This is a genomic window from Burkholderia puraquae (assembly GCF_002099195.1).
Taxonomy (GTDB): Bacteria; Pseudomonadota; Gammaproteobacteria; order Burkholderiales; family Burkholderiaceae; genus Burkholderia; species Burkholderia puraquae.
Genome location: NZ_NBYX01000014.1, coordinates 79,806 through 100,641 on the forward strand (window position 1 = coordinate 79,806; position 20,836 = coordinate 100,641).

Sequence of the window (20,836 nt, forward strand, 5' to 3'; positions counted from 1 at the left end):
TCAACAACAAAGCCCACTTCCACCACGAGAGGAGAGGAACCATCATGAACCGAGCAAGCTTTACCGCGCGTCATACCGCGCTGGCACTCGCGCTCGCCGTCGTCGGCGCATCGGCATCGGCGGCCGAGCTCACGGTCGTCAACTTCGGCGGCGCGAACGGCGACGCGCAGAAGGCCGCGTTCAACCAGCCGTTCGAGAAGGCGACCGGCAACAAGGTCACGGCTGTCGAATACAACGGCGAGCAGGCGAAAGTGAAGGCGATGGTCGAGGCGAAGCACGTCAACTGGGACGTGGTCGAAGTCGAGTCGGGCGACCTGAACCGCGGCTGCGACGAAGGGCTGTACGAGAAGCTCGACTGGTCGAAGATCGCGAAGAAGTCCGACCTGATTCCGGAGTCGCCGCAGGTATGCGGCGTCGGTTTCTTCGTGTGGTCGACGGCGCTGTCGTACAACGCGGACAAGCTGAAGTCGGCGCCGACCGGCTGGGCCGATTTCTGGAACGTGAAGAAATTCCCCGGCAAGCGCGGGATGCGCAAGGGCGCGCGCTACAACCTCGAATTCGCGTTGATGGCCGACGGCGTCGCGACGAAGGACGTGTACAAGGTGCTCGGCACGAAGGCTGGCCAGGACCGCGCATTCAAGAAGCTCGACGAACTGAAGCCGTACATCCAGTGGTGGGAAGCGGGCGCGCAGCCGCCGCAGTTCCTCGTCGCCGGCGACGTCGTGATGTCGACCGCATACAACGGCCGCATCGACGCCGCGCAGAAGGAAGGCAAGAACCTGAAGGTCGTGTGGAACGGCAGCATCTACGACCTCGACTACTGGGCGATTCCGAAGGGCTCGCCGAACAAGGCGCTGGCCGAGCAGTACATCGCGTATTCGCTGACGCCGAAGCCGCAGCAGGCGTATGCGCAGCACATCGCGTACGGCCCGGCGAACATCGCGGCGATCAAGTCGCTCGACGCGAAGACGCTCGCGAACCTGCCGAACTCGCCGGCCAACGGCAAGAACGCGGTGCTGGAAGACATCGGCTTCTGGACCGACCACAGCGACGAGCTCGAGCAGCGCTTCGCCGCATGGGCGACCAAGTAACCGGTCAGGTGTCCTGATGCAACCGGCCGCGCGACGCGTCGATCGCGTCGCGCGGCATTCCGCCGGAACGTGCCCGGCCGGAGAGAACTGTTGAATACGATGACGATCGCGCCTTCCTCGCCGTCGACCGCCGCGCTCAAGCGCGAGCTGAAGGCCGCCGAGGCCCGCAAGCGCACGATGGCACTGCTGCTGGTCGCGCCGCTCGCGATTTTCCTGCTGCTGATTTTCGTCGTGCCGATCGGTACGCTGCTCACGCGCGCGGTGCAGAACCCGGAAATCGCGACCGCGTTGCCGAAAACGGTCGCCGCGCTGTCAGGCTGGGACCGCAAGGCGCCGCCGGCCGACGCCGCGTATGTCGCGCTCGCGGCGGACATGACGAAGGTGGCCGACAGCGAGGCGATGGGTGCGCTCGCGCGGCGCCTGAACACCGAGATTCCCGGCTATCGCTCGCTCGTCGCGAAGACGGCGCGCGCGATGCCGCTGAAAGGCGAAGGCGGTGCAGGCGACGCGCCGCTGACGCCCGCGCAGACACGCGAAAAAATCATCGAGCTCGACTCGCGCTGGGGCGACGTCGCGTACTGGCAGTCGATCGCGAAGAACGGCAGCCAGGTGTCGCCGTTCTACCTGCTCGCCGCGCTCGACCACAAGCAGGACGGCTTCGGTCACATCGTGCAGGCCGATCCCGACCAGTCGATCTACCTCGCGATCTTCGGCCGCACGTTCGTGATCGGCGTCGCCGTCACGCTGTTCGCGCTGCTGCTCGGCTATCCGCTCGCGTACTGGATCTCGACGCTGTCGGAGCGGCGCGCGAACCTCGTGATGATCCTCGTGCTGATCCCGTTCTGGACGTCGGTGCTCGTGCGGGTCGCCGCGTGGATCGTGCTGCTGCAGAGCGAAGGGCTCATCAACACGGCGCTGATCGGCAGCGGGCTGATCTCGCATCCGCTGACGTTGCTGTTCAACCGCGTCGGCGTGTACATCTCGATGACGCACATCCTGCTGCCGTTCATGATCCTGCCGCTCTACAGCGTGATGAAGTCGATCCCGTCAACCTACCAGCGCGCGGCCGTGTCGCTCGGCAGCCACCCGTTCGCCGCATTCTGGCGCGTGTACGTGCCGCAGACCTACCCGGGCATCGGCGCGGGCGCGCTGCTCGTGTTCATCCTCGCGATCGGCTACTACATCACGCCCGCGCTGCTCGGCGGGCCGAACGACCAGATGGTCAGCTACTACGTCGCGTACTTTACGAACGTGACGATCAACTGGGGCATGGCGTGCGCGCTCGGCGGGCTGCTGCTCGCGGCGACGCTCGTGCTGTACGCGGTGTACGGGCGCTTCACGCGCACGAACGTGAGCCTCGGCTGAGCGCCGCGCGCAACGAAAAGGGAAGGGGAATCCGACCATGAAACTCGCCAGGCCGCTGTTCGCGCCGCACATGTCGTTCGTCGAGCGCGCGTGGTTTATCGCGCTGCGCGTGCTCGTCGTGCTGACGCTGCTGTACCTGATCCTGCCGGTGCTTGCGATCGTGCCGCTGTCGTTCTCGTCGAGCACGTTCCTCGTCTATCCGATCCCGGGCTTCTCGATGCGCTGGTACGAGAACCTGATCGCATCGGACGAGTGGCGGATGGCCGCAAAGAACAGCTTTATCGTCGCGCCATCGGCGACCGTCGTCGCGACCGTGCTCGGCACGCTCGCCGCGATCGGTCTCACGAAGGCCGACTTCCGCGGCAAGGGGCTGCTGATGGCCGTGCTGCTGTCGCCGATGATCGTGCCGGTCGTCGTGGTCGGCGTCGGCATGTACCTGTTCTTCGCGCCGCTCGGGCTCGCGAATACCTACACGGGGTTGATCGCCGCGCACGCTGCGCTCGGCGTGCCGTTCGTCGTGACGACGGTCGCTGCGACGCTGCAGGGCTTCAATCAGAATCTCGTGCGCGCGAGCCTGTCGCTCGGCGCGAATCCGGTGTCGACGTTCTTCCGCGTGACGCTGCCGGTGATCGCGCCGGGTGTGATGTCGGGCGCGCTGTTCGCGTTCGCGACGTCGTTCGATGAAGTCGTCGTCACACTGTTCCTCGCGGGTGCGGACCAGACGACGCTGCCGCGCCAGATGTTCACGGGGATCCGCGAAAACATCAGCCCGACGATCGCTGCGCTCGCAACGATCCTGATCATCTTCTCGACGAGCCTGCTGCTCGCGCTCGAGTGGCTGCGCGGACGCAATGCGCGGCGCGCGGTGACCTGACCGGCGGGCCTGCCTGCTGCGCCTGCGTTGCCGCGCGTCCTGCACGGCAACGCACTTGCTTTCATTTCGCTGACTGACGAGGCGGCCGCCTGCACGTTCGATGCGGCTCTGCAACAATACGAGGCGCGGCGGCGCGCGTTCCGTGCAGTGCGAGCGGAACGCCGCCGCGAGTCCAATCCGCGACGCGGCACAACGCGTCGCTCGTCAGCCGAGCCTCATCTTGTCCGAATTCGCTTCCCCCGCCGGCGCGCATGAGCCGGCCGTCAACTGGCGTGCGATGTCCGCAGTGCTGCTGGCCGTCGCGCTCGCGACGCTCGACACCGCGATCGCGAACACCGCGCTACCCGCGATCGCCGCCGACCTGCATGCATCGCCGGCCGCGTCCGTGTGGATCATCAACGCCTACCAGCTCGCGATGGTCGCGACGCTGCTGCCGTTCGCGTCGCTCGGCGACATCGTCGGCCACAAGCGCGTGTATATCGCCGGGCTCGCGGTGTTCACGCTCGCATCGTTCGGCTGTTCGCTAGCGTCGACGCTGCCGATGCTGACGGCCGCGCGGATCGTGCAGGGCTTCGGCGCGAGCGCGATCATGAGCGTCAACGTCGCGCTGATCCGCGGCCTGTTCCCCGCGCACCGGCTCGGGCGCGGCGTCGGCTTCAACGCGCTCGTCGTCGGTGTGTCGTTCGCGGTGGGGCCGACCATCGCATCGCTGATCCTGTCGGTTGCCGCGTGGCCGTGGCTGTTCGCGGTGAACGTGCCGCTCGGCGTGTTCGCCCTTGCAGTGGCGATTCCGTCGCTGCCGCAGACGGCGCGCGGCAAGCATGCGTTCGATCCGGTCGCTGCATTGTTCAATGTGATCACGTTCGCGTCGCTGATCTTCGCGCTCGGCGAATTCGCGCAGCGCGGGCCGCTTTCCGTCGTGTTCGCGGCGGCCGCGGTCGCGCTCGTATTCGGCTGGCTGCTGATCCGCCGCCAGGCCGGGCACCCGGCGCCGATGCTGCCGGTCGATTTGTTTCGCCGGCCGGTGTTCACGCTGTCCGCGCTGACCGCCGTGTGTGCGTTCGCCGCGCAGGGGCTTGCGTTCGTGTCGCTGCCGTTCTATTTCGAAACCGTCCTGCATCGCAACGCGGTCGAGACGGGGTTCCTGATGACGCCGTGGTCGGTGATCGTCGCGCTCGCCGCGCCGATCGCGGGCCGGTTGTCGGATCGTTATCCGCCGGGCCTGCTCGGCGCGATCGGTCTTGCGTTGCTGAGTGCTGGCATGGTGTCGCTCGCCGCGTTGCCGGCGGCGCCGGGCGTCATCGACATCGGCTGGCGGATGATGCTGTGCGGCGCGGGTTTCGGTTTCTTCCAGTCACCGAACCTGAAGGCGCTGATGTCGAGTGCGCCGCCCGAGCGCAGCGGCGGCGCGAGCGGGATCATCGCGACCGCGCGGCTGATCGGGCAGGCCACGGGCGCGGCGCTCGTCGCGCTGTCGTTCGGGATCGCGGGGCGCCACGGGCCGACGCTTGCGCTGATGCTCGGCGCGGGCTTTGCCGGGGCGGCGAGCGTCGCGAGCGGGTTGCGGCTCTTTGCGCCGTCGCATCGGGCTGGCGTGCCGGCTTCGTCGGAGCGTGTGAGCGAGCGCGCGACGGAGTAGGGTTGCGCGCAGTTGCGGCGCAAGCCGACGACCGAACAACGATTGCGGAAAAGTCCCGAACCGGCGCGCAACGAACCACCGCCGCGCGCCGGCCTTCACGCTTCGCTCAGAACCCGCCCGACTTGATCAGCTGGTTGAGGTTCGCGATGTTCAGGCTGCCGAAGCCGGTCGTGTAATCCCAGCCGGTGCCTGCGTTGTAGCCATACCCCTGATAGCCGTTGTTCCCCGACACCACGTCGTAGCGCACGAGCGACGGGTTCGACGGAATGTCGGCGTAGAACTTGCCGGCCGGAAAGCCGAGACCCGTGCCGTTCGCTGCGAGGAGGCGCGCCCAGAGGCCCGTGAAGATCGGCGCGGCGAGGCTCGTGCCGCCGATCTGCTGCAACTGGCCGTAGTTGTAGATATAGGCACCGGTGCTTTGCGCGGCGTCGAACGAGACGTCCGGCAACTGGCGGTTGCTGCCCGACTGCCACGACGGCGCGGGCAGGATCGTGCTGACGCCGCCGCCTGTCGCCCACAGCTTGCCGTTGCCGTCGAGCCCTTCGTTCCATACCGTCTCGTTCGAGAACGCACCCGACGACGACGTGTAGAGCGTCGTGCCGCCGATCGCGAGCACGTGCGGCGACGAAGCGGGCCACGACACCGTGTAATTCGAGCCGTCCGGATAGCCGCGGTTGTTGCACTCGTACACGCCTTCGTCGCCCGACGAAACCGAGAACGTCTGGCCTTGCGCCGCGGCGGTCGTGAAGATCTGCTCCTCGGCGTCGAGCGTGCCGTCCGCGTTCGCGTCGGTCTCGCACCAGCCGAGCGACACGTTGATCACTTTCGCAGTGTTGTCCGACACCGCGCGGTTGAACGCCTGCGTGAGGCCGGTGTTGCCGCTCGCATTGAGGTCGGCCATGTAGAACACGAGCTTGCCGACCTGGCCGCCGGCCGAGCCGACGATCGACTGGCTGTCGAGATCCCACTCGCCCTGGCCGTCCTGGTCGTCGGTGTAGCTGCCGCCCGAGCCGTTGGTCTTGACGGTCTGCGTCGACACCGTGCCGTAACCGTTGCTCGACGTGAACTGCTTCAGGTCCTGCAGCGTTTGCGACACGCCGCCGATCGTGATGATGCCGACGGTGACGCCGGCCGCGGTCGGCACGCCGGTTGCGTTGTAGAGGCCCGGGAATTCCTTCGGATAGTGGCCGGTCGCCGTGCCGGCCGCGAGCGCCTGCGGCTTCGACACGTTGCCGATGCGCAGCAGCGGCCGCGCGCGTGCGACGCTCTGCAGCCCGAGCACCGAGCCGACGACGTCGCCGAGCGCGCGCGGCACCTGCGCGGTCGATGTGTTGGCGAAGCCCGAGCGGCCCGCGTATTCGAAGTGGACGAGCGACGTGTTGAATGCGGTCTTCACCGTGCCGGCCGTGCCGCGGGCGGATACCAGCAGCCGGTTCGGCGCGACCTCGACGTTCACGAAGCCGCTCTTGTGCAGATAGTCGACCACCGACTTCACCTGCGCTTCGGTCGGCGCGTAGCTGGCGAGGAACTGCTCATGCGTGAGGTACTGGCGGTAATGCGCGCTGCCCGGCCGGTTAACGTCGCGCGACAGTTGCTTGAGCTGCGCGGCATTGCGCAGCTTCAGGCTGACGACGACGTCGGTCGTTTCGCCGGCCGCGAGTTCGAGCGACGGCGCCGCGCTGCGCGCCATCAACTGCGGGCCGGTCAGAAAGGCCTTCGTATGGGTGTCGACCCAGTCCGTCGCCGCATGCGCCGCAGCGGCGGCGAACACGAGCGGTGCCACGCACGCAAGGCGGCGGGGCGACGGCAGGGGCAGGGCAAACCAGGCGTTCCTTTTCATCGGGAGTCCTTTTTAGGAGAGACGACGTTGCTGGAGCCCCCGACCCTTGTGGGGTCGCGAGCGGTGACGAGCGTAGGGCGCCGCTGCCGTTCAGGTAGCTGCCATTTTCCATAGCTGTCAGTTCTGACATCGAGGCGGGTGCGAGCATGCGTTGCGTCGTACGTGCAAGCGATCGCGGCCGCGTCGAAAGGAACCGGTTCGCGACACGACAGCGCGGCAATGCGCGACGTTCAAACGCACGAGTCGTTCGTCGTGACGCCGGAACGTGCGCGATCGCGGAGCGGATCGATGCGTGAATGCATGACGCGCGACCGGTCGTTGCCGCGTGCCGCGTCGCACTATGTGGTCAAACGAAGCGACACGGCAGGAACGGATTCGCGCGCGCACAAAAAATGGGCCGGTCGGTCGCAAACGTTTCCCGAACTGTGGAACGGTGCTTCCGGCAGTCTTGCAGGCGACTTTCGGATCGCATGCGGCGATTGCGGATTAGAGGGAATGTTCGAATTCGGGGGCGTGTACGCGCCGACGCGGCGGCCAGCAGGCCCGCGCAAGATCGCGCGACGCCGTTCGCGAAATTCCGCCTTGACGTACGTCGATCAGCGGATATTCTTCAATCCATAACCACCGGGTTATGAATTTGACCATGCAGAACGCACACGACATGCTTTTCAGGACGCTTGCCGATCCCACGCGCCGCGCGCTCTTCGAGCGGCTGTGCGCGGACGGCGAGCTGACGGTTGCTGCGCTCACCGCCCATGCGGGCGTCTCGCAGCCGGCCGTCTCGAAGCATCTCGGCGTCCTGAAGCAGGCCGGGCTCGTGAGCGACCGTCACGAAGGCCGGCAGACGCACTACAGCGCGCAGCCCCAAGCGCTGGCCCCGTTGATCGACTGGACGAGCCAGATGGCTGGCTTCTGGCAGAACCGGTTCGATGCCCTCGAAGATCTTCTGAAAAGGATGGACCAGTAATGAACCAGGCCACCACCGAAACGCGCTCCGTCGTTGTCGACCGGGAGCTGCCGCATCCGCCGGAGAAGATCTGGCGCGCGCTCACGCAACCGCACCTGATCGAGGCGTGGCTGATGAAGAGCGACTTCGAGCCCGTCGCGGGCCGCGCGTTCAGCTTCCGCGCCGACTGGGGCTCGGTCGACTGCACGGTCCTGACGATCGAGCCGCCGCGCGCGCTGTCCTATACGTGGGCCGCGTACGGCCTCGAAAGCGTCGTCACGTGGACGCTCACGCCGACGCCGGCCGGCACGCGCCTGCGGATGGAGCAGGTCGGCTTCCGCACGGATCAGGAGCAGGCATACCGCGGTGCGCAGCACGGCTGGGCCCGGTTCTTCGACTCGCTCGAACAGGTGCTGGCCCGCCCCGGCGAAGGCACGGAGGCCCGCGCATGAGCACAACGGACCTCACGCCGTCGGAGCGTATCGACGCGCTGATCGCCGGTATCGCCGACTGGCGCGGCAAGACCTTCGCCGACCTGCGCCAGACGATCCTCGAGGCGCAAGCGGGCATCGTCGAGGAATGGAAATGGATGGGCAGCCCCGTGTGGTCGTGCGACGGGATGATCGCCGTGGCGAACGCGCACAAGGGCAAGGTGAAGCTGACCTTCATGCACGGTGCGCAGCTGCCCGATCCCGACCAGCTGTTCAACGACGGCCTCGACGGCAATGCGCGGCGCGCGATCGACCTGTTCGAAGGCGACCGGCTCGACAAGCGGGCGCTGAAGAATCTGGTGCGCGCGGCGATCGAATACAACCGCACGCATCTGAAGAAGAACGCGCGGCGAACGAGCGCAGGCACGAAGGCGCGGGCCGGCAACGCGACGTGACGCGCCGCACGACCGGCCGCGTCGCCTAGCGCGCACGCGAAAAAAAGCCCGACACGAGGTCGGGCATCCAAATCGGCCGCAACCGCCGCGAGGCGGCTGCGGCACCTGCAAAAGCAGGGCGCTTACGCTGCGAGCAGCGAACGCAGCACGAACGGCAGGATACCGCCGTGCTTGTAGTAGTCGACTTCGATCGGCGTATCGATGCGCAGCAGCACCTGCACGCGCTGCGTTTCGCCGTTCTTGCGGTTGATCACGAGCGTGACGTCCTGCTGCGGCTTGAAGTCGTCGCCGAGGCCTTCGATGTCGTACGTTTCGTCGCCGGTGATGCCGAGCGACTGGACGCTGTCCGAGCCCTTGAACTGCAGCGGCAGCACGCCCATGCCGACCAGGTTCGAGCGGTGGATGCGCTCGAAGCTGCGTGCGATCACGGCCTTCACGCCGAGCAGTTGCGTGCCCTTCGCGGCCCAGTCGCGCGACGAGCCCGTGCCGTACTCTTCACCCGCGAACACGACCGTCGGCGTATCGGCGCCGACATACTGCATGGCCGCGTCGTAGATCGACTGCTGTTCGCCGCTCGGCTGGTGGATCGTCAGGCCGCCTTCGACGCGCGTGCCGTCTGCCTTCGCCGGGATCATCAGGTTCTTGATCCGGACGTTCGCGAACGTGCCGCGCATCATCACGTCGTGGTTGCCGCGGCGCGAGCCGTAGCTGTTGAAGTCGGCCTTCTGCACGCCGTTTTCCTTCAGCCACTTGCCTGCCGGCGAGTCTTCCTTGATCGAGCCTGCCGGGCTGATGTGGTCGGTCGTGACCGAGTCGCCGAAGATGCCGAGTGCGCGCGCGCCCTTGACCGTCGGGATCGACGCAGCCGGTTCCATCGAGAAGTCGTTGCCGAAGAACGGCGGCTCGGCGATGTAGGTCGACTTCGGCCAGTCGTAGACCTGGCCCGATTCGCCCTCGATCTTGCTCCAGAGGTCGCCCTTCTTGGTCAGCTTCGAATAGTTGTCCTCGAACTTCTTCGGGTCGAGCGCGAACTTGAGCAGCGCGTGGATTTCTTCGCTCGTCGGCCAGATGTCGCCGAGGTAGATGTCGCGGCCGCCCTTGCCCTTGCCGACCGGTTCCGTCATCAGGTCGCGCGTGATGTTGCCGGCGATCGCGTAGGCGACGACCAGCGGCGGCGACGCGAGGAAGTTCGCGCGGATGTTCGGGTGGATACGCGCTTCGAAGTTACGGTTGCCCGACAGCACGGCTGCCGCGACGATGTCGTTCTTCGTGATCGCTTCGTTCAGCTCCGGCGTCAGGTCGCCCGCGTTGCCGATACAGGTCGTGCAGCCGTAGGCCGCGACTTCGAAGCCGAGCTTCGACAGATAGGGCAGCAGGCCCGTCTTCGTCAGGTACTCGGTGACGATGCGCGATCCCGGCGCGAGCGAGGTCTTGATCTTCGGATCGACCGTGAGGCCGGCCTCGACCGCCTTCTTCGCGAGCAGGCCGGCGGCCAGCAGCACGCTCGGGTTCGACGTGTTCGTGCACGACGTGATCGCGGCGATCAGGATGTCGCCGTTCTTCACGTCGACGCCGTTGCTCGTCGTGTACTGCGTGCCCAGGTCTTCCGCCTTCTTCGCGAAGCCGTTCTCGGCGACCGGCTTCGAGAACAGGTCGGTGAACGTCGACTTGACGTTGCCGATCTCGATGCGGTCCTGCGGGCGCTTCGGGCCGGCCAGCGACGGGGCGACCGTCGTCAGATCCAGCGTCACGACCTTCGTGTAGTCGATGTCGCCGGCCTTCGGGATGCCGAACAGCTTCTGCGCCTTGAAGTAGTTTTCGAACGCGGCGATTTCCGCCTTCGTGCGGCCCGTGCCCTCGAAGTAGTCGATCGTCTTTTCGTCGACCGGGAAGAAGCCCATCGTCGCGCCGTATTCCGGCGCCATGTTGCCGATCGTCGCGCGGTCCGGCAGCGACAGCGACTTCGTGCCTTCGCCGAAGAACTCGACGAACTTGCCGACGACCTTCTCCTTGCGCAGCATTTCGGTGATCGTCAGCACGAGGTCGGTGGCCGTCACGCCTTCGCGCAGCTTGCCCTTCAGCTCGACGCCGACGACGTCCGGCGTCAGGAAGTACACCGGCTGGCCGAGCATGCCGGCTTCAGCCTCGATGCCGCCCACGCCCCAGCCGACCACGCCGATGCCGTTGATCATCGTCGTGTGGCTGTCGGTGCCGACGAGGGTGTCCGGGTAGTACACGGTGTCGCCGCCGTCCGCCTTCTTGTGGACGCCGCGCGCGAGATATTCGAGGTTCACCTGGTGGACGATGCCCACGCCCGGCGGCACGACCTTGAACGTGTCGAACGCCTGCATGCCCCACTTCATGAATTGGTAGCGCTCGTTGTTGCGCTGGAATTCCAGTTTCATGTTCAGGTCGAGCGCGTCCTTCTGGCGGAAGTAGTCGATCTGAACCGAGTGGTCGACGACGAGATCGACCGGGACCAGCGGCTCGATCTTCTTCGGGTTCTTGCCCGTACGCTCGGCGACGCCGCGCATGGCCGCGATGTCGGCGAGCAGCGGCACGCCCGTGAAGTCCTGCAGCACGACGCGCGACACCACGAACGGAATCTCGTCGACGCGCTTTTCGGTCGGCTTCCAGTTCGCGAGCTGCTGGATGTGCTCTTCGGTGATTTTCTTGCCGTCGTAGTTGCGCAGCACGGACTCGAGCACGATACGGATCGACACCGGCAGGCGTTCGATCTTCGTCTTCAGTTCCTTGCCGAGTTGCGGCAGCGAGTAGAACTTGCCTTTGCCGGAACCGCTGTCGAATTCCTTGAGGGTCTTGTGGAGATTGTGGGCCATGGTGATTTTCCTGGGTTTAAGGCTAGGAAACAAAGAGTCTCGTATTTGACGGCTATATCACATACAAGTCGACGTACTGATCGACCGGCATCGCTTCGAGCTTTGCCTGGTCCAGCGACACGTCGAGAATCGCTTGTTGCTGCTTTGCCGGGAAGCGGCGGGCGAGGTTGGTCCGGAACTTGTCGACCAGGAGCGGGATGCCGTCGGTGCGGCGCCGCCGATGGCCGAGCGGGTATTCGACCGCCACTTCGGCAAGCTTCGATCCGTCCGTGAACTCGATCGTCAGCGCATTCGCGATCGATCGCTTGTCCGGATCGTGATAATCCTTCGTGAACTGCGGATCCTCGACGCAGACGGTCTTCGCGCGCAGCGCGTCGATGCGGGGATCGGCGGCGGCCGAATCTTCATAGTCGGCCGCGGTCAGCCGGCCGAACAGCAGCGGCACGGCGACCATGTACTGGATGCAGTGGTCGCGGTCGGCCGGATTGGCGAGCGGGCCCTGCTTGTCGATGATGCGGATCGCGGCCGCATGCGTGCGGATCGTGATCCGGCCGATGTCGTCGGTCGTGCGGCCCGCGGCGGCGAGCTGCGCGTGCAGCTGCAGTGCGGCCTCGGCGGCCGTTTGCGCGTGGAACTCGGCGGGGAACGCGATCTTGAACAGCACGTTTTCCATTACGTACGTGCCGTACGGGCGCTGGAAGCGGAACGGCTTGCCGTCGAACAGCACGTCGTAGAAGCCCCAGGTCTTCGCGGTGAGCGCCGACGGGTAGCCCATTTCGCCCGTTTTCGCGATCAGCGCGAGGCGCACCGCGCGGGAGGTCGCGTCGCCGGCTGCCCATGATTTGCGCGAGCCCGTATTCGGTGCGTGGCGGTAGGTGCGCAGCGCCTGGCCGTCGACGAACGCATTGGATACCGCGTTGATCAGCTCGTCGCGCGTGAGCCCGAGCAGCCGGCCGACGACGGCGGTCGACGCGACCTTCACGAGCAGCACGTGGTCGAGCCCGACCGCATTGAACGAATTCTCGAGGGCGAGGCAGCCCTGGATCTCGTGGGCCTGGATCATCGCGACCAGCACGTCGCGCATCGTGAGCGGCTTTCGGCCGGCCGCGACGGCCGTGCGGGAAAGCCAGTCGGCCGTCGCCAGGATCCCGCCGAGATTGTCGGACGGATGACCCCATTCGGCGGCGAGCCAGGTGTCGTTGAAGTCCAGCCAGCGGATCATCGCGCCGATGCCGAACGCGGCCTGGACGGGATCGAGCTGGAAGGACGTGCCGGGCACCTTCGCGCCGTTCGGCACGATCGTGCCGGGCACGACGGGGCCGAGCAGCTTGGTGCAGGCAGGGTAGGACAGCGCCTCGAGTCCGCATCCGAGCGTGTCGATCAGGCAATGACGCGCCGTCTCCAGCGCGAGCGCGCTGTCGATGCCGGCATTCAGCACGTAGTCGACGATATCGACGAGTACCGTATCCGGAGCAGGGCGGACGTTGGAGACCGGGGCGGACATCGAGGGGCCGATGGAAACGCGCTTAGTTCGTTGCGGGCTTCAGCTCGTTCGACTGCGTCGGTGCCGGCGTGCCTTGCGCCATTTCCGGCGTCACGCATTCGTCCGCGAGGCGCTCGCCGCCGTTTGCGTCGGAGAACAGCATCGCCTTGGTCGGGATCACGACCAGCTTGAAGCCTGCTGCCGGATCGTAGAACGTATCGGCGCCCGTCGTCGTGGCCTGACGCGGCAGCTTGTAGTTCTTCTTCGCCCAGTGAACCGTGACGACCTGGTCGCGCTTCATGTCACCGGCGAGGTCGAACGACAGACCTTCCTTGCAGGCCCACTTGACCGCGCCGTCCGGCACCGGATCGACCTTGGCTGCGGCACGTGCCTGCGCCTTCTTGCTGCGCGGGATGATGCGCTTGGCCGGCGCCGGGCGCTTGGCCGCTGCCTTCTTTGCGGTCGTCGTGGTCGTACCCTGGGCAAACGCGCTCGGAGCCGACACCAGCATCGTGGCGGACAAGGCGCCGATGGCGGTAGCGATCAGGAGTTTCTTCATGGAGTCAGAACCTTTCGATAATCAGTTGACAAGGGCCGGCAATCGCAACTGCCGGCCGGTTTGAAACTGCACGCGCCCCGAAAGCGCGCAGCGGCCGCTATTTTCACCTATTTGGCCGCGCACATATCAGGTTTTCGGGCTCCGTTACGTTTTTTGTCGTTTCGCAAACCTCTGTCCGGTTTGCGCGTCGTCGAATGCATGAAACTCGTGTATCGGCCGGCGGCGCGCGCTTACGGCGCGCTGCCCGCGGCGGCCGGGCCGAACAGCGGCGCGGCCTCGGCCGGTACGGGCTGGCCGGTGGCCCGCGCGCGGCGCAGCACCGACCAGTAATACCGGTAACTCGCGCGATCGTGCAGCGTATCGCCGTGGCGCGTCGGCCCCCAATCGGCGGCCTGCGCGGCCAGCAGGATCTCGGCGGCCAGCGTGACCTCGTCGGTGCGCGGCGCGAATGCGTCGACGATCGGGCGGATCTGCGCGGGATGGATGCTCCACATCCGCGTGAACGCGAATTCGTCGCGCGCGCGGCGTGCATCGCCGGCGACGATACCCATGTCGCGCACCTCGGTCGTCACGTTGTGCGACGGTGTCTTGCCGTGCGCGTGGCAGGCCGCGGCGATTTCCAGCTTCGCGCGGCGCACGAGCGGATGCTCGAACTGGCCCGGCGAGCGCATCGCGGAATCGGGAATCGCGCCGTGGTGCGCGGAGACGAAATCCATCAGCCCGAAGCTCAGCGTGCCGACCGTCGGCAGCGCGGCGAGGGCGGCCGCCTGGGCGAGCGCGCCGTGCGTCTCGACCAGCACGTCGACCGGGATCGGCTGCATGATGCCGAGCTCGCGGCGTGTGCCTTCGATGAACGCGGTCATTTCGGCTGCGTCGGCGGCACTCGCGATCTTCGGGAGCGTGATGTAGGCGGGGGCGCGCGACGCACGCAGCACGATGCGCACGTCGTCGCGCCAGTGCGGGTGGGAAAAGTCGTGGATGCGGACGCCGACGCGGCCGAAGCGGTTCTCGCCGCTGCCGAGCAGTTCGGCGACGAGTGCCGCGTGCGCGGCTTCCTGGCCGACGGCTGCGCCGTCTTCGCAGTCGAGCGTGATGTCGAACACGGGGCCCAGTTCGGCCTGCAGCGCGAGCGACTTGCGCATCAGCTTTTCGCTGCCTGCGTAGTGATCGCAGCAGGGCAGGATCGCGGGCGGGGACGCCCCGTCGTACAGCACTTGTGCAGGAGTGAGCGCGGCCATCTCGTCTACGTCAGGGAAGCGGGTCAACGTGGAGAAATCGGATTCGGGCGCGTTCTGGGCCGGTACGCGGCGGGCGCGGGGCGGCAAAACGGGCGCGGATCGGATCGGTCGGCCGGGCCGGCGGCATGCCGGCCCGGGCCGAAGCCGGGCTGCCCGAGGGCCGCCCGGCAAGATGCGTGATGCTTAGTTCTTCAGCAGGTGGGCGACGCCATCGCGCTCTTCGAGCAGCTCGGCCAGCGTGCCGTCCATCTTCTCGCGCGAGAATGCGTCGATTTCCAGGCCTTCGATGCGCTTGTACTCGCCGTTTTCGCAAACGACCGGCACGCCGTAGATGATGTCTTCGGGGATGCCGTACGAGCCGTCCGACGGGATGCCCATCGTGACCCACTTGCCGTTCGTGCCGAGGACCCAGTCACGCACGTGGTCGATCGCCGCGTTGGCTGCCGACGCTGCCGACGACAGGCCGCGCGCTTCGATGATCGCCGCGCCGCGCTTGCCGACGGTCGGGATGAACGTGTCGCGGTTCCACACGTCGTCGTTGATCAGCTTCAGCAGCGATTCGCCTTCGGCGGTCGCGAAGCGGAAGTCGGGGTACATCGTCGGCGAGTGGTTGCCCCACACGGCGAGCTTCTCGATCGATGCGACCGGCTTGCCCGACTTCGCTGCGAGCTGCGACAGCGCGCGGTTGTGGTCGAGGCGCAGCATGGCCGTGAAGTTCTTCTTCGGCAGATCCGGTGCCGACTTCATCGCGATGTATGCGTTCGTGTTCGCCGGGTTGCCGACGACCAGCACCTTCACGTCGCGGCTGGCGACTTCGTTCAGCGCAGCGCCCTGAACCGTGAAGATTTCAGCGTTTGCCGACAGCAGGTCCTTGCGCTCCATGCCCTTCGAGCGCGGGCGTGCGCCGACCAGCAGTGCGACGTCGGCATCCTTGAATGCGACCTTCGGATCGTCGGTGATCACGACGCCCGCGAGCAGCGGGAATGCGCAATCGTCGAGTTCCATCACGACGCCCTTGACGGCGCCTTGGGCTTGCGGGAGGTCGAGCAGTTGCAGGATGACCGGCTGGTCCTTGCCGAGCAGGTCGCCGTTCGCGATGCGGAACAGCAGGGAGTAAGCGATTTGACCTGCGGCGCCGGTGACGGCAACGCGCTTTGCGGGCTTAGCCATTGAAAATCTCCAGGACGGGTGAAGCGTTGGACGCTAGCGAAAACGCCATTCTATGCGCGTTGTGCGTAGCGTTGCATTGAAGCAGGGCGGAGGACTCGCGATGGCAGACGCGGTGAACCTGGAGACGGCCGTGGCACGTAGCCGGGGACGCGCTTTTGCACCCGCGAACCCTTGCTCGACCGGGAGTGTAGGAGCCGTCACGCGCAAAGTCAAACGGTATCATATGTCTTATATAAGACAGATGTTTTGCGGAATTTGAGTGGACGAAAAAGTGCGGTTTGTGATGAAATGCGCGCCATGACATCGAACCAGGCGAATACCGCGAATCAGAACGGCGCAGGCGGCCCAGGGCAGCCGGGCGCGAGCGATCCCGCATCTTCGCCTGCGGCGCCGCCGTCGCCGACGTTCAGCCCGTTATACCAGCAGATTAAGTCATTGATCACGCAAAGTCTCGAATCCGGTGAATGGAAGCCGGGCGAGATCATCCCGAGCGAGGTGGAGCTCGCGGCCCGCTACAAGGTCAGCCAGGGCACCGTCCGCAAGGCGATCGACGAACTGGCCGCCGAAAACCTCGTGGTCCGGCGGCAGGGCAAGGGTACTTTTGTTGCGACGCACAATGAAGATCGCGCGCAGTTCCGCTTCCTGCGGCTGCTGGCCGACGACGGCGCCGAACATCCGCACGTGAGCCGCCTGCTCGAATGCCGGCGCCTGCGCGCACCGGCCGAGATCGCGCGGCAGCTCGACCTGAAGCCGGCCGATCCCGTCGTTCAGGTGCGCCGCCTGCTGGAGTTCGAGAACGAAGTGACGGTGCTCGACGAGATCTGGCTGCCGGGCGCGATGTTCCGCGGGCTCACGTTCGAGCGGCTGAGCGAGTACAAGGGGCCGCTCTACGCGATGTTCGAGACGGAGTTCGGCACGCGGATGATCCGCGCGACGGAGAAGATCCGCGCGGTGGCGGCGGAGCCGGCGGTGGCCGACCTGCTGCACGTCCCTGCGGGTTTCCCGTTGCTGTCGGTCGAGCGCGTGTCCTATACATACGGAGACCGGCCGGTGGAAGTGCGTCGCGGCTGGTATGTCACAACCGGGTACTACTATCAGAATGATTTGAGTTGACGGTGTTTCGGCTCAAGCCGAGTGCGTTCGCGTTTCCCACGCTCGCGAAGCACGTTTCGGGCCGCCTTTGTTCTTGTTCGCGCAACTATCCAGAGCAGACTTTCGCTGCAGCGCGATATAAAAAGGCGCTAAAATCGCGGATTAGTGTGACAACATAGTAGGGGTCTAGCATGACTGATGCAGTAAGAAAGCCGAGGCCGGAATACCGGAACATCGGATTCGCCGATATCACGATGAAATATCGCATGCCGCTGGCAGCGACTTTGTCGATTCTCCATCGAGTCAGCGGCGCGCTGCTGTTCTTGTTCCTGCCGTTCCTGCTGTTCCTCTTCGACCAGAGCCTCACGTCCGAGCTCAGCTTCGAAGTCTTCAAGGCTTTCCTCTCCAACATCATCGTCAAGCTGATCGTCCTCGCATTGTCGTGGGCCTTCTTCCACCATTTCTGCGCCGGCATTCGCCACCTGCTGATGGACGTCAACCACGACGCCGTCACGAAGGAAGGCGGCAAGCGGACGGCAGTCGTCGCCTTTGTCGTCTCGATCGCACTGACGATCGCCATGGCACTCAAACTGTTCGGAGCATTCTAAGAAAATGGCAGCCAACAACCGAATCGGCTCGAAGCGCCTCGTCGTCGGCGCACACTACGGCCTGCGCGACTGGCTTGCGCAGCGCATCACCGCCACGATCATGGCGGTCTACACGGTCATTCTGCTCGTCCTGTTCTTCGGCGCGCGCGATTTTTCGTACGAAGGCTGGGCATCGATCTTCGCCGCGCAATGGATGAAGCTCGCGACCTTCGTGATGCTGCTCTCCCTCTTCTACCACGCATGGGTCGGCGTGCGCGACATCTGGATGGACTACGTGAAGCCCGTCGGTGTGCGCCTGCTGCTGCAATCGCTGACCATCGTCTGGCTGCTCGCATGTGCGGGCTACGCCGCGCAGATTCTCTGGAGAGTGTAAAGAATGGCTGCAATCAAAACTTCCCTCCCGCGTCGCAAGTTTGACGTGGTGATCGTCGGCGCGGGTGGCTCCGGCTTGCGCGCAGCGCTGCAACTGTCGCGTGCAGGCCTGTCGGTCGGCGTGCTGTCGAAGGTGTTCCCGACCCGTTCGCACACGGTGGCCGCGCAGGGCGGCATCGGTGCATCGCTCGGCAACATGAGCGAAGACAACTGGCACTTCCACTTCTACGACACGATCAAGGGCTCCGACTGGCTCGGCGACCAGGACGCGATCGAATTCATGTGCCGTGAAGCGCCGAACGTCGTGTACGAACTCGAGCACTTCGGCATGCCGTTCGACCGTAACGCGGACGGCACGATCTACCAGCGCCCATTCGGCGGCCACACCGCGAACTACGGCGAGAAGCCGGTCCAGCGCGCTTGCGCGGCCGCCGACCGTACCGGTCACGCGCTGCTGCACACGCTGTACCAGCAGAACGTCGAAGCGAAGACGCAGTTCTTCGTCGAATGGATGGCGCTCGACCTGATCCGCGACGCAGACGGCGACGTGCTCGGCGTGACGGCCCTCGAGATGGAGACGGGTGACGTCTACATCATGGAAGGCAAGACGACGCTGTTCGCGACGGGCGGCGCAGGCCGGATCTTCGCGGCATCGACCAACGCGTTCATCAATACCGGCGACGGCCTCGGCATGGCTGCGCGTTCGGGCATCGCCCTGCAGGACATGGAGTTCTGGCAGTTCCACCCGACCGGCGTGGCCGGCGCGGGCGTGCTGATCACCGAAGGCGTGCGCGGCGAAGGCGGTATCCTGCGCAACGCGAACGGCGAGCGCTTCATGGAGCGCTATGCGCCGACGCTGAAGGATCTGGCGCCGCGTGACTTCGTGTCGCGTTCGATGGACCAGGAAATCAAGGAAGGCCGCGGCGTCGGTCCGAACAAGGACCACGTGCTGCTCGACCTGTCGCACATCGGCGCCGAGACGATCATGAAGCGTCTGCCGTCGATCCGCGAAATCGCGCTGAAGTTCGCGAACGTCGACGCGATCAAGGAGCCGATCCCGGTCGTCCCGACGATCCACTACCAGATGGGCGGCATCCCGACCAACATCCACGGTCAGGTCGTCGGCACGTCGCGCGATCACAAGGAACCGGTCAACGGCTTCTACGCAGTGGGCGAATGCTCGTGCGTGTCCGTGCACGGCGCGAACCGCCTCGGCACGAACTCGCTGCTGGACCTCGTGGTGTTCGGCCGTGCGGCCGGCAACCACATCGTCGAGCACGTGAAGAACCAGAAGGAACACAAGCCGCTGCCGGCCGATGCAGGCGAATTCTCGCTGGCACGTCTGAACAAGCTCGACAAGTCGTCGTCGGGTGAATACACGCAGGACGTCGCGAACGACATCCGCTCGACGATGCAGAAGCACGCAGGCGTGTTCCGCACGTCGGAACTGCTGAAGGAAGGCGTCGAACAGATGGCCGGCCTCGCGGCACGCGTGGAAAACATCCACCTGAAGGACAAGTCGAAGGTGTTCAACACCGCGCGCGTCGAAGCGCTCGAGCTGGAGAACCTGATCGAAGTTGCTCGCGCAACGATGGTGTCGGCGGAAGCGCGCAAGGAAAGCCGTGGCGCGCACGCCCACAGCGACTACGAACACCGCGACGACGAGAACTGGCTGCGCCACACGCTGTGGTACAGCGAAGGCGATCGCCTCGACTACAAGCCGGTTCAAATGAAGCCGCTGACGGTCGAATCCGTGCCGCCGAAGCCGCGCACGTTCTAAGCCGAGTCAAAGGAATCCGAAATGGCAAAACGCATTTTTGAAGTCTACCGCTACGATCCGGACAAGGACGCAGCGCCGCGCATGCAGACGTACGAGCTCGACATCCAGCATGAGCGCATGCTGCTCGACGCACTGGTGAAGCTGAAGGCACTGGACGAGACGCTGTCGTTCCGCCGTTCGTGCCGTGAAGGTGTGTGCGGTTCGGACGCGATGAACATCAACGGCAAGAACGGTCTCGCGTGCCTGACGAACCTGAACGACCTGCCGCAGAAGATCGTGCTGCGCCCGCTGCCGGGCCTGCCCGTCGTGCGCGACCTGATCGTCGACATGACGCACTTCTTCAACCAGTACCACTCGATCAAGCCGTACCTGATCAACGATGCGCCGCCGCCGGAGAAGGAACGCCTCCAGTCGCCGGAAGAGCGCGACGAGCTCGACGGCGTGTACGAGTGCATTCTGTGCGCGAGCTGCTCGACGTCGTGCCCGAGCTTCTGGTGGAACCCGGACAAGTTCGTCGGCCCGGCCGGCCTGCTGCAGGCTTACCGCTTCATCGCGGACAGCCGTGACACGGCCACCGGCGAGCGTCTCGACAACCTGGAAGACCCGTACCGTCTGTTCCGTTGCCACACGATCATGAACTGCGTCGACGTTTGCCCGAAGGGCCTGAACCCGACGAAGGCGATCGGCAAGATCAAGGAACTGATGGTCCGTCGCGCGGTTTAAGGTCGAGATGAGCGACGATTCGCATCAATCCGACCCGCACCGTCGCGCGCGCCTCCGCTGGCGCGCGCGGCGGGGTCTGCTGGAAAACGACATCATTTTCGAGCGTTTCTTCAGCAGATACGAGCATGACCTCACCGATGCAGACGTAGGCGCGTTGTCGCGCCTGCTCGATCTGAGCGACAACGACCTGATGGACTTGCTCCTCGCGCGCAAGGAACCAGAGGGCGACCTAGACAGCCTGGATATTCACCGGCTGTTGGAGATGCTGCGCAACGTGTAACGCGTTACGCCCGTTATCGAATCCCGTTTCTTTATTTCGATTGAGGATGT

General features: G+C 65.5%; 20 protein-coding genes. 14 read left to right on the forward strand and 6 right to left on the reverse strand.

Annotation, left to right across the window (positions count from 1 at the left end; translation table 11 throughout):
* Positions 1-44: 44 nt before the first annotated feature.
* From B7G54_RS24775 to B7G54_RS24790, 4 genes are all read left to right on the forward strand, one after another.
* Complete coding sequence (locus B7G54_RS24775; RefSeq protein WP_085041466.1) at positions 45-1,091, forward strand: ABC transporter substrate-binding protein; 1,047 nt, start codon at positions 45-47, stop codon at positions 1,089-1,091.
* 99 nt (positions 1,092-1,190) lie between these two features.
* The gene (locus B7G54_RS24780) at positions 1,191-2,456 is read left to right on the forward strand and encodes an ABC transporter permease (RefSeq protein WP_085041573.1); all 1,266 of its coding nucleotides are present in this window, start codon (positions 1,191-1,193) and stop codon (positions 2,454-2,456) included.
* Between the two features lie 37 nt (positions 2,457-2,493).
* Positions 2,494-3,330, forward strand: a complete 837-nt coding sequence (locus B7G54_RS24785; protein ID WP_085041467.1) for an ABC transporter permease — start codon at positions 2,494-2,496, stop codon at positions 3,328-3,330.
* A 220-nt stretch (positions 3,331-3,550) separates the two neighbouring features.
* Complete coding sequence (locus B7G54_RS24790) at positions 3,551-4,969, forward strand: MFS transporter (protein ID WP_085041574.1); 1,419 nt, start codon at positions 3,551-3,553, stop codon at positions 4,967-4,969.
* Positions 4,970-5,075: 106 nt separating this feature from the next.
* Here B7G54_RS24790 and B7G54_RS24795 read toward each other — a convergent pair whose 3' ends face one another.
* Positions 5,076-6,809 carry a S53 family peptidase gene (locus B7G54_RS24795; protein WP_085041468.1) on the reverse strand — a complete coding sequence of 578 codons (1,734 nt, stop codon included), beginning with the start codon at positions 6,807-6,809 and terminating at the stop codon, positions 5,076-5,078.
* Between the two features lie 219 nt (positions 6,810-7,028).
* On the opposite strand from B7G54_RS24795, the gene B7G54_RS24805 reads away from it, so the two are divergent.
* The 4 genes from B7G54_RS24805 to B7G54_RS24820 are packed head-to-tail and all read left to right on the forward strand — an operon-like array spanning position 7,029 to position 8,641.
* Entirely contained in the window at positions 7,029-7,430 is a 402-nt protein-coding gene (locus B7G54_RS24805; protein WP_133059213.1) for a hypothetical protein, read from the forward strand.
* Between the two features lie 22 nt (positions 7,431-7,452).
* Entirely contained in the window at positions 7,453-7,776 is a 324-nt protein-coding gene (locus tag B7G54_RS24810; protein WP_041493622.1) for an ArsR/SmtB family transcription factor, read from the forward strand.
* On the forward strand, positions 7,776-8,207 hold the full coding sequence (locus tag B7G54_RS24815; RefSeq protein ID WP_085041470.1) for an SRPBCC family protein: 432 nt from the start codon (positions 7,776-7,778) through the stop codon (positions 8,205-8,207). The genes B7G54_RS24810 and B7G54_RS24815 overlap by 1 nt, the downstream gene beginning before the upstream one ends.
* On the forward strand, positions 8,204-8,641 hold the full coding sequence (locus B7G54_RS24820; RefSeq protein WP_085041471.1) for a DUF1801 domain-containing protein: 438 nt from the start codon (positions 8,204-8,206) through the stop codon (positions 8,639-8,641). The genes B7G54_RS24815 and B7G54_RS24820 overlap by 4 nt, the downstream gene beginning before the upstream one ends.
* 122 nt (positions 8,642-8,763) lie before the next feature.
* Here the strand turns inward: B7G54_RS24820 and acnA are convergent, their stop codons facing one another.
* From acnA to B7G54_RS24845, 5 genes are all read right to left on the reverse strand, one after another.
* Entirely contained in the window at positions 8,764-11,481 is a 2,718-nt protein-coding gene (gene acnA, locus B7G54_RS24825) for an aconitate hydratase AcnA (RefSeq protein ID WP_085041472.1), read from the reverse strand.
* A 52-nt stretch (positions 11,482-11,533) separates the two neighbouring features.
* Entirely contained in the window at positions 11,534-12,985 is a 1,452-nt protein-coding gene (locus tag B7G54_RS24830) for a bifunctional 2-methylcitrate dehydratase/aconitate hydratase (protein WP_085041473.1), read from the reverse strand.
* Between the two features lie 22 nt (positions 12,986-13,007).
* A complete protein-coding gene (locus B7G54_RS24835; protein WP_085041474.1) occupies positions 13,008-13,523 on the reverse strand; it encodes a hypothetical protein in 516 nt (171 codons plus the stop codon).
* Between the two features lie 230 nt (positions 13,524-13,753).
* Complete coding sequence (locus B7G54_RS24840; RefSeq protein ID WP_085041475.1) at positions 13,754-14,761, reverse strand: HpcH/HpaI aldolase/citrate lyase family protein; 1,008 nt, start codon at positions 14,759-14,761, stop codon at positions 13,754-13,756.
* A 183-nt stretch (positions 14,762-14,944) separates the two neighbouring features.
* Positions 14,945-15,931, reverse strand: coding sequence for a malate dehydrogenase (locus tag B7G54_RS24845; RefSeq protein ID WP_059237257.1), 987 nt, complete (start codon positions 15,929-15,931; stop codon positions 14,945-14,947).
* Positions 15,932-16,219: 288 nt separating this feature from the next.
* Between B7G54_RS24845 and B7G54_RS24850 the strand changes: the two genes are divergently transcribed.
* The 6 genes from B7G54_RS24850 (at position 16,220) to B7G54_RS24875 (ending at position 20,786) form a co-directional block, all read left to right on the forward strand.
* A complete protein-coding gene (locus B7G54_RS24850) occupies positions 16,220-17,044 on the forward strand; it encodes a GntR family transcriptional regulator (protein WP_085041476.1) in 825 nt (274 codons plus the stop codon).
* Between the two features lie 170 nt (positions 17,045-17,214).
* Positions 17,215-17,631, forward strand: a complete 417-nt coding sequence (gene sdhC / locus B7G54_RS24855; RefSeq protein ID WP_085041477.1) for a succinate dehydrogenase, cytochrome b556 subunit — start codon at positions 17,215-17,217, stop codon at positions 17,629-17,631.
* 4 nt (positions 17,632-17,635) lie between these two features.
* Positions 17,636-18,004, forward strand: a complete 369-nt coding sequence (sdhD, locus tag B7G54_RS24860; RefSeq protein ID WP_085041478.1) for a succinate dehydrogenase, hydrophobic membrane anchor protein — start codon at positions 17,636-17,638, stop codon at positions 18,002-18,004.
* A gap of 3 nt (positions 18,005-18,007) precedes the next feature.
* Positions 18,008-19,783, forward strand: coding sequence for a succinate dehydrogenase flavoprotein subunit (gene sdhA, locus B7G54_RS24865; protein ID WP_085041479.1), 1,776 nt, complete (start codon positions 18,008-18,010; stop codon positions 19,781-19,783).
* Positions 19,784-19,804: 21 nt separating this feature from the next.
* On the forward strand, positions 19,805-20,506 hold the full coding sequence (locus B7G54_RS24870) for a succinate dehydrogenase iron-sulfur subunit (RefSeq protein WP_059237255.1): 702 nt from the start codon (positions 19,805-19,807) through the stop codon (positions 20,504-20,506).
* Between the two features lie 7 nt (positions 20,507-20,513).
* Positions 20,514-20,786 (forward strand): FAD assembly factor SdhE, encoded by a 273-nt coding sequence (locus B7G54_RS24875; RefSeq protein ID WP_085041480.1) that lies wholly within the window; start codon positions 20,514-20,516, stop codon positions 20,784-20,786.
* The last annotated feature ends 50 nt before the right edge of the window (positions 20,787-20,836 follow it).